This window comes from Shewanella sp. 553 (assembly GCF_059338375.1).
This window is the reverse complement of the sequence record NZ_CM181701.1, coordinates 3,043,784-3,056,874: the sequence shown is the minus strand read 5'-3', so window position 1 is coordinate 3,056,874 and position 13,091 is coordinate 3,043,784. Positions and strand designations below refer to the sequence as shown.

The window sequence follows — 13,091 nt, the reverse complement described above, 5'->3', positions numbered from 1 at the left end:
AGTATTAGTTATAAGTGGCGGATAAACGGCCGCAATAGAATATCTGCTGCCTTAGCCAATGATGATAGCGCAATACTGAGAGTTCACATTGTCCCCCACTTTACGGTAAAGTACGCCGCTCAAAGTGATACAGATACAGACTGAACCTCAGCTCCATTTGAGCCAATGCAGGTCAGTTGTGACGACAAGAGTAGTGAATAGATGAATAATGAACACGATGTGATCGATAATTTAGCCGAATTACGCCGCTTTATTGCCGCTGTTGAGCAGGGGGGGTTAGGTTTAGAAGGGGTCGTTGGGATTGGCATGGCGACCAATAATGCCGACGGTCGTCCCTTTGTGGCGGTGTTTGGCAATAACCACAAGTTATTGCTTGCCCGTTGGGTAACCCAAGAGGTGTTTGATACGGGTAAAGATATTGTCCGAAATGGCGCCCAACCACAGCATTAAGTGTGATTGAGCGACAGCCCTAAAGCGCCTTTGTCTGACGAGTGGCGCTAACGGGGTAGGCTAGCTTCAACTTGTGCGATCTGCTGCTGTAATTGCGCATGGTCGTAGGCATTAATGTTGATATGGCCCACTTTGCGTTGAGGTTGCGGCGTCTTGTTATACCAGTGCAAACTGGCATTGGCGGTAAGCGCCTCCCTTGGCGCTGCAGCTGTGCCCAGTAAATTGAGCATTGCCGTAGCGCCTTGAGCTTGCGTAGCCCCTAGCGGCAGACCGGCTATCGCCCTGAGGTGGTTTTCAAATTGACAGGTCATGGCGCCCAGCTGTGTCCAGTGGCCGCTGTTATGCACTCTAGGCGCCAGCTCGTTAACCAGTAGTTTATCTCCCACCACAAATAACTCCATGGCGAGCACGCCCACATAGGGCAGGGCGTCAAAAATCGCCCGCATATAATCTTCGGCGGTTTGTTGCATCATAGGCGTTATCCCCTGAGCTGGGGCGATGGAGCGCACTAAGATCCCTTGATGGTGCACATTGTCGGTTAGCGGGTAAAACCGGGTTTCGCCTGTCGTGCTGCGCACACCGATAAGCGACACTTCCCGGTCAAACGCTATCCACTGCTCTGCCAGATAATCCGTTTGGGGTGGGCTGGCAACAAGCTGTGCTAGTTGTTTATCCTCTTTGACTAGCCACTGGTTTTTGCCGTCATACCCGTCATGTAGGGATTTAAGCACCATGGGCAGACCAATCTCTTTAGCGCTTTGGTCTAAGTCGATACCGTAGCAAAAAGGTGCACTGGGGATCTGCAGTCGGGCTAGCAGCTGTTTTTCCTCGATACGGCTTTTGCAATGGGCAACGCTATTGACGCTCGGCGCGATACGGCAAAAAGCGGCTAAGCCTTGCAGTAAGTTAAGGTCGACCTGCTCCTTTTCTACCGTGAAAGCATCTGGCTGACCTAAGGCATCATAAAGGTCTGCAAGGTTATCGCCCGCTTGCCATGGCGCAATCAGTCCTAAACCTTCAACGCAGCTTAAATCGGTATCGCTGCCTGTATCGGCCACAAAGCTAAACTTGAGCCCCAGAGGGAGCCCAGCCAGTGCCAGCATGCGGGCTAATTGACCGCAGCCAATAATGCCAATACGCATTATTCTACCTCCAGTGGCACGCTGGCAGTTTGTGAGGCTCTCCAATCGATAAGCCGCTGAGTTAAAGCGCTATCACCTAATGCCAATATTTGCGCTGCCATCAGGCCGGCATTAAAGGCACCCGACTCGCCAATGGCTTGGGTGGCCACTGCAACACCTTTAGGCATTTGCACGATAGACAGTAAACTGTCCATCCCTTTTAAGGATTTGCTCGACACCGGCACCGCAATTACGGGCAGGTGGGTCATCGCGGCAGTCATGCCGGGTAGATGTGCGGCGCCGCCAGCGCCGGCAATGATCACCTCTATGCCCTCTTTAGCCGCATTATGGCTAAATTCGACCAGACGCTCAGGGGTACGATGCGCCGATACCACTTGAGTGTGATAGCTTATCTTTAGTGCATCGAGCACTGAGGTTGCATTTTTCATGGTGGGCCAATCACTCTGTGAGCCCATAATTATGGCGACTTTAGCTTGTGTCATTGCTGCCTCTTAAGTTGTTAACCAATGTGTAAATAGTGCGTAAGTGGGGATGCCAACCAATACGTTGAACGGGAAGGTGATCGCTAACGAGTAGGTGACAGACAGGCTATGGTCGGCCTGGGGAATGGCAACGCGCATCGCCGCAGGCACCGCAATATAAGATGCGCTGGCGCCTAAGGTGGCCAATAAGATAGCGCCGCCATTGGACAGCCCTAAATAGAGCCCCAGTAAACAGCCGATAAAGCCGCCAATTAAGGGCATGGCCACGCCAAATGCCAGAATAAAGCTGCCCATCTGTTTTAGCGCCTGAATTCGACTGGCCGCCATCATCCCCATCTCTAATAAGAACAGCGCCAAGACACCATGGAACAGGTCAAAGAACAGCGGCGTGATAGAGCCTATTCGGTCGGCGCCCCAGTAGCCAATAACCAGCGCCCCCACAAGTAGGATTAAGCTTTGATTACAAAACACTTCATGCAGTAACACGCGCCACTTTACCTGCTGGCCTTTTTCTTGGGCAAGGGCGATCCCGACGGCAATCGCTGGGATCTCCAGTAACACCACAAACAGCGGGAAATAGGCTTCATAACTGATATTTTGCGATTCTAAAAATGCCACCGCGACCGCATAGGTACCAATGCTCACCGAGCCATAATGGGCCGCAATCGAGGCGCTATCGGCGCGATTAAGCTGGCCGATAAAGCGTAAAATGGGAAAGGCGATAAGGGGTAATATTAATCCCATTGCGATGACCCACATCGACTGGGGTAATAGTGCGCTAGAGCCATGTTTGGCTAGCGCTACGCCACCTTTTAGGCCGATGGCGATTAATAAAAACAGGGTCAGAGTTTGATAGAGTGCCTTAGGAAATTGCACATTGGATTTTAACAATGTGGCTAACGCTCCTAAGATGAAAAAAGCGATAGTAATGTCGAGTTGCATATTAGCGTCTGCTTAAGTCAGATGTGATGTTGACCTGCGTTGTTGATGTCAGAGGCTGACGTTGGAGGCGCGATGATGAAGTGAGTCGATTGAAAAGAGTGACAGTGCACAGGGTGAAAACCGCGCCTGCAGACAGGAGCAGTCCGCCACCATTGTGACCCTGCATGCTAGCCACACCGCCAAGTGCGCCCACTCCTGTGGCAACGAGTAAACTAAATAACAGCGCGCGGTCCTGACGTATCTGCTCAATGATCTGTTTCATCCTATCCTCGCTTGTTTTGCAGCCGATAGATTTCGGCGACTAAATTTATGCGGTGATCTTGCCAAAAATAGGTTATATATAAAAATAGATATTTATTGGTTAATATATAGATAAGAATCTATACAAGGGGCAATCATGTCACTCAGATTACAAGCTCATTTGGGCACGCTGCGGCAGATGGAAATTTTGTTAGCGGTATATGATAGCGGCAGCGTCAGTGGCGCCGCGCAGCAATTGCACCTGACTCAGCCGACAATCTCGATGCAATTAAAAAAACTGGCCGATGTAATCGGGCTGGCCTTGTATAACATCGTGGGCAGAAAAGTGGTGTTTACCGAAGCAGGGTTAGAGGTGGTGAAAACTGCCACCGAGGTATTAGACAGTTTTTCTCGTTTAGAGATGTCATTGTCTGACATGGGGGAGTTAAAGTCGGGAACACTTCGTTTGGCGGTGGTGACTACGGCTAAATATTTTATTCCACACTTATTAGGCCCCTTCTGTGAGCGTTACCCCAATGTCAGCGTGCAATTAAATGTGGGCAACCGTCAGCAGATCATCGAACGCCTTAAACAAGGTATTGATGATTTTTATGTGTTTAGTCATCCTCCGGGCGATCTAAATACCGAGAGTATCGAGTTTTTTAATAACCCGTTGGTTGCCATAGCCCATGAGCAACACCCGCTGGTGCAGCAGGCTGAGGTGTCGTTAGCTCAATTATGTGATGCGCCTTTTTTAATGCGTGAGAACGGCTCAGGTACCCGTTTAGCTATTGAAAATTTCATGAATCAACAGGGCGTTAAGCTCAATGTGAAGATGACCATTGAGAGTAACGAAGCCATTAAACATTCGGTGATGTCTGGTTTAGGAGTGAGTATCTTATCGGCCCACACCCTCACGTTTGGTGGCCATATGGGGCTGGCACAGTTGCGGGTGAAATCTTTGCCTATCAACTCCAACTGGTATTTTTTGTGGCTAAAATCGAAACGGCCCTCGGCGATAGCGCAGGCCTTTTTATCCCATGTACAGAGTGAGGGGCGTGAAATGCTGCTAACCGAATTGGCCCGTTGCGAGCCGATTTAAGGTGTTACTCCCACATGACGTTGTCTTGGGATGCTTGCGCCGCCTTGAGTAATTCGATAAGCGGCAAGGCGCGGTGACGCAGGCTGACATCTGGGGCATCTTCATCTTGCTCCTTATCGGCATCGTGCTGCGCGCGAGTCGCTTCGGTAGCGGCTGGCAGTGCCGTCACGGCGGCCGATAATTTTTGTAATGCAGCAGGCACGTCAGCGGCCAAAATCGCGCCGGGCACTGTGGTGCTGTGGCCCATCATTTGTAATAAACGGGTCGCAACATCGCCAAACATGGTGATATCTGAATAGTACTTTGTCTTAAATGTAACCAACATGGCAAACCCCTTAAGTGTGGCGGATGATTGGTGATAGTAGGTTAACTTTCAGTATGATGCCTTAATCATGAGCCGACTACCTAAATCGGTACTTATCATGGGAAAACTATTGAAGCAGATTATTGTGGCGTAGGTAGGTATCGCGACAAGGCTGGCTGACGACAGCCTTGTCGCGCTAAGCATAGGCACCTAGTGATTATCTGAACGCTCAATCACATCGCGGCTTTGCCACTGTATGGCTAGCAATACCAGTAATGCTGCGACACCAGCTATGCCTAAATTAAATGGATTAAATAGCACTAAGGGGACGATAAACAGGGCCACTAATCGCTCTATTAGGGTCAGCCTGCGCAGCATATAGCCTTCGATAGCGATAGCCAATGCGACTATGATGGTGCTGGTTTGTGCTATCGCAAATAGAAAGCCTAGCCAGCTAACATCGGGATTAAGCAGATCGGTATAAGCCATCATGATGGGGATGATAAACAGGCCGCCGGCTAACTTAAACGCTTCTACCGACGACTTCATTGGGTTGGCGTTTGCCACCCCGGCCCCGGCGAAGGCCGCCAATGCGATAGGTGGGGTGACATTGGAGGTCTGTGACAGCCAAAATACAATCAGATGGGCGGTCAATAGCGGTAAGCCAAAGTCGCCCAGCATAGGCACGGCCATCACGGCCAGTACGATATAAGCCGCCGTTACCGGTAAGCCCATCCCCAGCACTAAGGCCACAATGCTGACCAGCCCTAGCGCTATCAACATATAGCCACCGGAAAAATCCATTACAAACTGGGTAAACTGCAAGCCAATACCGGTTTGGCCGACAACGCCTACTATGATCCCCGCCGCGCCACAAGCCACCGAGATCGGTAGCGCCAATAGCGCTCCGTTTTTCATGCCTGAGATAAATTTTCGTAAGCCGATGCGGCTATGTTTACGCAGCCCTGCGGTTAATAAGATTGCCGCGCAACCTGCCACGCCCACCAGTAGCGGTGAATACGCCAGCATCAGCAGCACTGTGATCAGCACTAAAGGGATAAGGTGATGGGCGCCATCTTTCATGACGGTGATCACCGCTTCGGTGCGGCTTTGAGCCTGCAAGTTGAGCTTACAGGCCATCAGATGCACATAGAGCAAGGTACAGAAAAAGTACAAGATAGCCGGTGCTATCGAGGCTAACATGATGTCGCTGTAAGGCACGCCAGTAAACTGCGCCATAACAAAGGCGCCAGCGCCCATGATAGGAGGCATGATTTGCCCACCCGTGGAGGCTGCGGCCTCAATCCCTGCCGATTGCTCCGGGGTATAGCCGAGTTTTTTCATCATGGGAATCGTGACCGAACCTGTGGTAACAGTATTGGCGATGGCCGAACCTGAAATGGAGCCTAATCCAGCTGATGCTAACACCGCGGCTTTTGCCGGGCCACCGCGGTATTTACCGGCAATCGAAAAAGCCAGATCGATAAAAAACTTACCGGCGCCTGTCACCTCTAAAAACGCGCCAAACAACACAAAGATAAACACTGTGGTGGCGGCGATCCCTAAGGCGGAGCCGAACACGCCATTGGCGGAGTAAATCTGAAACTGGATCAGCTCTTGTAACGAATAGGCCTTAGTCGCTAACGCGCCAGGTAGCATATCCCCAAAAGCGCTATAACTGAGAAAGAGCAGTGCTATCAATACCATGACAGGGCCTACTGTGCGGCGACAGCCCTCCATCAATAATCCCAGCAAGGCGCAGCCCGCAATAAGATCGGCGCTGCCCAAGCCATACAGTAGATGATCGATATCGTTGTAATCAAATATCCACAGACGATAACCGGCAAAGACGGTGGCAGCGCACAGCACGAGATCGATTGCACGCCCTGGGAGATAGAGCTTGCTATAGCGGTTAGCAATCAGTGGGTAATGTAAAAAAATCAGCACCAACACCCAGGTGAGGTGGATAGGGCGAAAGTAGGTGGCCGATATTGTCGAGGTAATGCCTTGCCAGATCTGAAATGCCGAGAGTGTGACAGCAATGGCGAGGATCCCATAGCCAAAGAGTGTCACAATGCGCTCAAATGGCATCTGTCTATCGTTCACGAGAGGTGAGTTACTTCGATCGGCAGATGCATTGTGTTCAACTGCACTCATAAAAAATCCTTTATCAAACGGGAATGTTGACGGCTCCGCCGCGGCTTAGCCTGAAAATCATGTTACTGGCTACTGATATAAGCTGACAAAGGCAACTGTGTAGTTGCCTTTGTTAGTGATGCCAATGTTAGATACATCAGTTTCGCGGGGTAAATGCGCGGTGCATCAGCTCAGTGATGCCCTGCGGGTTACTTCGCGCTGGCATCCTTAGCAATTGAATCGAAATATTGCTGCGCGCCAGGGTGCAGTGGCACTCCCTTTAGGCGAAATGCATTTTCAGGTGTAGTCGCTTCGGCCACTTTAACCACTTTACGTACTTCGCCCATGTTTTCGAATGCCGCTTTGGTTAAGTTAAACGCCATTTCATCGCTCATCGTAGCGCTCACAACCAATACGTTCCACACACTTAATGTGGGGACGGCCCCTACCTTGTTGTAGACACTTTCAGGGATAGTGTAGCTGCTGTAGGCTGGGTATTGCGCCATGAAAGCCGCACTTTGCTCATCAGTGATCGGGATAAGATTGATATCATGGGTCAGAGCCACTTGGGTTACCGCGCCCACCCCTTGGCCGCCGACAATAAAGCCAGCATCGATTTGACCATTGGCTAAGGCGTTAGTGGTTTCTGAGTAGTTAAGATAAACCGCATCGATATCGTTTTTGATATCAATGCCCATCGATTCGAGCAATGCTGCAGAGGTTACGGCGGTGCCACTGGCTGGCGCCCCTAACGAGATACGCTTACCTTTTAATTGGTTTAGTGAGGTGATGCCCGATTTTTTGAGGCTGATGGCATGTACTAGGTTGGGATACAGCGCAAACAAGGTATTGACCGGCATAGCGCTCTTAAATTTACCTTCACCTTTGTAGGCATCAAGAACCACATTGCCCATGGCGATGCCGGCAATCATATCGCCTCGAACCACTTTAATGGTGTTCTCTACCGAGGCGGCGGTGACTTCGGCTTTCACATTAACATCGTCAACATGTTCAGACCATACTTTGGCTAATGCGCCACCAAAGGGATAGTAAATACCGCTTTGGCCGCCAGTTCCGATGGAGTAGTTTTCGGCATGAAGTGCCGTTGGCAGCATAAGCAGTAGAGCGAGTGCTAAGACGCGATTAATCATAGTCGTTTCCCTTTTTCTATCAAACAGTGAATGTGACTGCAATAAAATTGTTTTAAATCTTATTGTTATATTATTCTTGTGGTTTTATTTGTTGGTTCAACGATAGCTTATCTGTCGTTCACGCACCTGATGCTCCAAGGTTGTCAGCGTGAATATATTAGACGATAACTTTGCTTCTTTGTTGCAAGAAGTATTTTAATTGGTAATGCTTTTGAGTTTTTAGTGTTGTTGATAGTCAGTTAATACGTGATTGATGTCAAGTTACTGGGCTGTGGCTGGCTAAAGTCTGTGCGGTAGTGCAGATGATGTTAAGGTTATTTTCGAGATCAGTGAGGCGTTGATGCGGGTAAAGTTGGGCAGGAATAGACATGTAAGCTATAAAAATGCCAGTCACAGTGACTGGCATTTTAGTTTAGTTGCGTGGTCAATAAGCGATATTGCTCGGTAATTACTTAGCTATCACTTAGTTCACGCTTATCTTGTTTGGATCACCAAATGCGCACGCGCTCTTCTTCGCTGAGGTATAACGCATCGCCAGGTTGCACGTCGAACGCCTTGTACCATGCATCATGGTTACGTGGCGCGAGCGCGCGATAACGGCCCGGGGCGTGAGTGCCACCGCGCAGTTGGTTGAGCATGCTCTGCTCGGTGCGTTTTTCTTTCCACACCTGCGCCCAAGCCAAGAAGAAGCGTTGATCGCCCGTGAGACCATCTATAATTGGAGCTTCTTTGCCGTTGAGACTGAGCTTATAAGCATGATAGGCCATGGATAAACCGCCCACGTCGCCGATGTTTTCCCCTAGGCTATTGCGGCCATTGACGAAGTTATCAGGAAGCGGTTCGTATTGACTGTATTGCTCAGCAAGACGATCGGCTTTGGAATCAAAGGCGGCGCGGTCTTGATCTGTCCACCAGTTACGTTGAATGCCATTCGCATCAGACTTTGAGCCTTGGTCATCGAAGCCATGTCCCATTTCGTGACCAATAACGGCGCCAATACCGCCATAGTTAACCGCAGGATCGGCGTTAGGATCAAAAAACGGTGGCTGTAAGATGGCCGCAGGGAAAACAATTTCGTTAAACGAGCTATTGTAGTAGGCGTTAACGCGTTGTGGTGTCATGCCCCAGCGGTTACGGTCAGTTTTTTCTAGCTCTTTAGCGACGCTATCGGCTCTAAAAAACTCTCTGAGATTGGTGATGTTGCTGACTAAGTCGGTGCGACTTAGGATTAAACCATCAAACTCTTGCCATACGTCGGGATAGCCAATCTTGGGGGTAAAGGCTTTGAGTTTGGCGTGGGCGTTGACTTTGGTTTCGTCGCCCATCCAGTCGAGCCCATCGATGCGCTCACCTAAAGCAGTGCGTAGGTTCTCTACTAATTGCGCCATCTGTTGCTTCGATGACTCAGGGAAGTAGCGCGCCACGTACACTTTACCGATAGCAAAGCCCAGTGACTGTGTGCCAGACATCTGCTCTACAGCGCGCTTCCAACGTGGGCGAGGCTCTTGCTGACCGCTTAAGGTTTTACCATAAAAATCGAAACTGGTGGCGTAGATATCTTCCGACAATAATTCAGCATTGTTACTGATGGTGTGGAAGGTGAGGTAATCACGCCAGCTAGCCAAATCCTCATTATTAATTAAGGCGATCATGGCGTTAACTGGCTCAGGCTGAGAAATATTCAGCTGCGGGACTTGGTAGCCGGTTTGGGCAAAATAGCGATCCCAGTTAAAACCTGGATATTGTTTACTTAAATCCTCGCGTTTAATTTGATTGAGGGTCAAATCACGGTTGCGGCGCTTCTCTCTGGGCCATTGGCCTTCGGCCATCTTGGTTTCTAACGCTAAAATCGCCTCGGCGCGCGCTTGGCCATCTTTGATGCCAGCAAAAGCCAGCATGTCGGCAATATGAGTCACATAGGCCTTGCGGATATTAACGAAGCGTTCGCTATCTTCTAAATAGTAAGAGCGATCGGGTAAACCTAAGCCGCCAGCGCCAATGGACATCTCATATTGGTTAGGGTCGAGGCGATTAAACCACATCCCACCACCAATGGGTGAGGTGCTGCCGATAAGCCAAGACTGACCAAATAGGGTGGTTAAATCGTCGGTAGAATCAATAGCCGCAATGCTATCTAAGGTGGGCTGGATAGGGGTGATGCCACGTTTGTTGATGGTATCGGTATCCATATAGGCGTTATAGAAATCGGCAATTAGTTGCTCTTCGGCGTTAAGGTTATCGCGAGCGGCAATATCATCGATGATCTCTTTGACCTGTTTCTCGCTGCGCTCGGCTAATGCGGTAAATGCACCATAACGAGTCTTATCGGCTGGCATCTGGTAGTTGTCGTACCAAGTGCCGCTGGCATACATAAAGAAGTCATCGCCAGGTTTAACGGCTAAGTTGCGCGCGGTTAAATCGACCCCAAAGCTGCCCAGTTCGGCTTGCTTGCTTGGGGTGGTGACTTCACTTTTTACATCGCTGGTATTTACATCAGATGTGCCACAGCCACTAAGAAAAGTGCTGGCCAATGCGATGGCTATTAAGGATTTTTTCATTGTTTTATATTCTTCCTTGCTGGTGGTAGCTTGTTGATTGATGTTGTTTATCTTGTAAGACTGTCAAAAAATGTCAACCGTATAATTGTTAGCAAAGTTTTAACCGACAAAAACACGGGGCCAAGGGGGGGGCTGAGGAGGTTATTGGGAGGTTAAGCTAAGAGGGACTCTTGGGTTGGAACTGGGCTGGAGCGCTTAGGGGATATGTTACCTCACCTTATGAATTATTCTACTGAGCCTTAACGTGCTATTGGCCAAGACAAGATTTGCAGATTGATAGAGATTGATAGAGACCTTCATGTCCGTGGGCGATACCAAACTCATACCCCTGATGGGCCATTTTGCTGCGTCAGTGAAATAATTGTGGGATATGGCGTGCATAAAGCTCAGATAGCGGGCGGCTATCTGAGCCTAAGGGGGTTACTGGCTAACCATTAATGCTGGAGATTAAGTGCGTAACTGCGCTTACGTTTAAAGGTGCGTCGACAAAAGGTTACTAAACTAAACGATAAGATCAGTGTGCCGACACCGGATACTAAGGTGATCAGCACCACATAGCTCAGTGGCATATTGAGCGCATCATGCAGTGGTCTAACAAACGTTGCTATTTGACCCGAAAGTGGTCTGTCGCTGTGTTTGAGTGCAGTCTGAATGATACCTTGCTGATAATTCATACTGATTTGGTCGGCTTCACGTAACCAGACATCGCTGTGGCTATCAAAGCGTATGCTGTAGATGAGCTCGGGTGTCTTGTTGTTACGCGGCTTACTCACGGCGACCAACTGAGATTCAGGCCAAAATTGCTGGGCGTTATTCAGCTGGCTCAGCCAGTCACTTTGTTGGCTAACCGGATATGGTATATCCGATGATGGCGCTGATTTTACTGCATCGATCCACAGCCCTTTGTAAGTAATTAAAAAGCCGCTAATGCACAAAATAAATAGCGGGACAGAAATAAATAATCCCAGTTGTATATGGCTTTTTACCAAGCTGCTGGAGCGAGTGTTACGCGGAATACTCTGCTTGAGTCGAAACGACTTGCGCACACGCCACCACAGATAAATACCGACCAAGGTGATTGCGCCGCCCAGCAGTGATGCCCAAGCGTTAGTGTACTTACCTACATCGCCGAGTAAAAAGTTACGATGTAACCAAAAAATAGTGCTGTAAAAGGGAATGTCGGCAGAGGCACTGACAGACAGCTCATTGAGCTGATTATCGAACGCGATAGACTTGCCGCGCATCGATGCTTGAATATAGGGTTTGTACTCGGTAGGAAAGCGTACCGTGGTCATGTCAGGGTAACGTTCAAATAGCGACTGCAGAGCAGCGGCTTTCTGCTCAGTGGATAAGGGCATAAATGTCTGCCCGTGGTTATCGAGCCGCTTAATGATATCGACGCTGCCTAAATACACTCCAGTGGTTAATACGAGTAGCATGGTGATGCTGACACAAAAACCGACCCAATTATGGAACCACTTTAATGCTGGTACTAGATTCATATTGATCTTCTCACTCTACGCAGCGATATTGCTGGCAGATTCTCCGTGATTAATGTTACGTGGCGATCATAAAAAGCAAGATTGCTTTTATGGTTAAGCCAATACGTAAACTTAAAATTATTTATGAGAATGATAATTACTCTCAACAAGAAGTTCAATTAAATAAATGTAAAGTCGTGCGGTTGAGTTCACAAATTATAAGGCGCGCCACTGCAGCTAACGTATTGCGGTCATAAGCCGCAGTGGATTATTAGTAAGCGAAGGAGTGAACGATATGATTGCCATCGTCTGAGACGGTAACTTAAGCCTGATAATCTTCATGCTTAAGTCCTGAGCGTAGGATCACTTGAGAATGATCTCTCGCATTCGATATTCGCCGGTGAGGGTTCTGACCTCGGGGTATTTTGCAGAGATCTCTTCAGACATTTTTTTATCTGCTTTAGTCCATTTTTTCATGAAAGCATCGTACTTTTGTTTGTTGGGTTCCAAGTCGCTGGCATTTTCGAAGGTGACCACTAACAACATATTAAAATCACCACTGGTGGGAAGATCGCTGCCATAAATTTTCCAGTCTTTAATGTAACCCAGTTCTTTTTGAATGTTAGCCGCTTTCACCCAGCTATCGCGCAGACCCGCTAAGTAGACGTCGCCCATATTAGGGTCGATACGCACTGTGGTGATGGCAATGATCTCGCTGCCCAGTTCATAATCCTGATAAACTTCAAGCCTGTCTTTAGCTACAATCGTGCCACTCAATAAGGTACCCAATAAGATAATTAACAGATTTTTCATTTTATTTGCTCCGGTGAGTAAGATATCTACATGCTCATTCGAACCTGTGCTGTATGAGCCTCAATGAGTATAGACAACTTAACATTCGCAGAGGCTATGCATTAAAAAGACGTATCTGGGTTATTTTGCTTATTTACTCAATGTGACAGGTGAGGGGAGTTGCTGAAGGTAAAACGGGTATAGTACAAACATTAAAAAGGAGCCTAACGGTCACTGCTCAATGATCTGTTAGGCTCCGATGACTTATCATTTCAAAGAGGCGTATGCCTTAAACATGACTTTCATGCTTG

Annotated in this window: 12 protein-coding genes; 2 read left to right on the top strand and 10 right to left on the bottom strand. The window is 48.7% G+C overall.

The genetic code is table 11. The annotated features are described in order from the left end of the window. Positions 1-201 precede the first annotated feature (201 nt). Entirely contained in the window at positions 202-450 is a 249-nt protein-coding gene (locus AC5YBZ_RS13545; RefSeq protein WP_475514669.1) for a hypothetical protein, read from the top strand. 47 nt (positions 451-497) lie between these two features. Here AC5YBZ_RS13545 and AC5YBZ_RS13540 read toward each other — a convergent pair whose 3' ends face one another. From AC5YBZ_RS13540 to AC5YBZ_RS13525, 4 genes are read right to left on the bottom strand one after another with little or no spacing between them, the layout of a single operon-like run. Continuing rightward, positions 498-1,592 carry a 5-(carboxyamino)imidazole ribonucleotide synthase gene (locus AC5YBZ_RS13540; RefSeq protein ID WP_494523843.1) on the bottom strand — a complete coding sequence of 365 codons (1,095 nt, stop codon included), beginning with the start codon at positions 1,590-1,592 and terminating at the stop codon, positions 498-500. Further along, the gene (purE, locus tag AC5YBZ_RS13535; protein ID WP_494521072.1) at positions 1,592-2,074 is read right to left on the bottom strand and encodes a 5-(carboxyamino)imidazole ribonucleotide mutase; all 483 of its coding nucleotides are present in this window, start codon (positions 2,072-2,074) and stop codon (positions 1,592-1,594) included. Before purE ends, AC5YBZ_RS13540 begins: the two co-directional genes overlap by 1 nt. A 9-nt stretch (positions 2,075-2,083) precedes the next feature. After that, positions 2,084-3,016, bottom strand: coding sequence for a sodium-dependent bicarbonate transport family permease (locus AC5YBZ_RS13530; RefSeq protein ID WP_494521073.1), 933 nt, complete (start codon positions 3,014-3,016; stop codon positions 2,084-2,086). 1 nt (position 3,017) lies between these two features. Then, positions 3,018-3,278, bottom strand: coding sequence for a hypothetical protein (locus tag AC5YBZ_RS13525; RefSeq protein WP_494523842.1), 261 nt, complete (start codon positions 3,276-3,278; stop codon positions 3,018-3,020). 135 nt (positions 3,279-3,413) lie between these two features. On the opposite strand from AC5YBZ_RS13525, the gene AC5YBZ_RS13520 reads away from it, so the two are divergent. Then, the gene (locus AC5YBZ_RS13520) at positions 3,414-4,358 is read left to right on the top strand and encodes a LysR family transcriptional regulator (protein ID WP_494521075.1); all 945 of its coding nucleotides are present in this window, start codon (positions 3,414-3,416) and stop codon (positions 4,356-4,358) included. A gap of 4 nt (positions 4,359-4,362) precedes the next feature. Here the strand turns inward: AC5YBZ_RS13520 and AC5YBZ_RS13515 are convergent, their stop codons facing one another. From AC5YBZ_RS13515 to AC5YBZ_RS13490, 6 genes are all read right to left on the bottom strand, one after another. Continuing rightward, positions 4,363-4,683 carry a DUF1840 domain-containing protein gene (locus AC5YBZ_RS13515; RefSeq protein WP_494523841.1) on the bottom strand — a complete coding sequence of 107 codons (321 nt, stop codon included), beginning with the start codon at positions 4,681-4,683 and terminating at the stop codon, positions 4,363-4,365. 189 nt (positions 4,684-4,872) lie between these two features. After that, positions 4,873-6,819, bottom strand: coding sequence for a TRAP transporter permease (locus AC5YBZ_RS13510; protein WP_494523840.1), 1,947 nt, complete (start codon positions 6,817-6,819; stop codon positions 4,873-4,875). Positions 6,820-7,007: 188 nt separating this feature from the next. Beyond that, entirely contained in the window at positions 7,008-7,949 is a 942-nt protein-coding gene (locus AC5YBZ_RS13505) for a TAXI family TRAP transporter solute-binding subunit (RefSeq protein WP_494543035.1), read from the bottom strand. Positions 7,950-8,437: 488 nt separating this feature from the next. Further along, positions 8,438-10,507 (bottom strand): M13 family metallopeptidase, encoded by a 2,070-nt coding sequence (locus AC5YBZ_RS13500; protein ID WP_494543034.1) that lies wholly within the window; start codon positions 10,505-10,507, stop codon positions 8,438-8,440. Positions 10,508-10,941: 434 nt separating this feature from the next. Next, positions 10,942-12,009, bottom strand: coding sequence for a PepSY-associated TM helix domain-containing protein (locus AC5YBZ_RS13495; protein WP_494523838.1), 1,068 nt, complete (start codon positions 12,007-12,009; stop codon positions 10,942-10,944). Between the two features lie 342 nt (positions 12,010-12,351). Beyond that, the gene (locus AC5YBZ_RS13490) at positions 12,352-12,801 is read right to left on the bottom strand and encodes a hypothetical protein (RefSeq protein ID WP_494543033.1); all 450 of its coding nucleotides are present in this window, start codon (positions 12,799-12,801) and stop codon (positions 12,352-12,354) included. Positions 12,802-13,091: the final 290 nt, after the last annotated feature.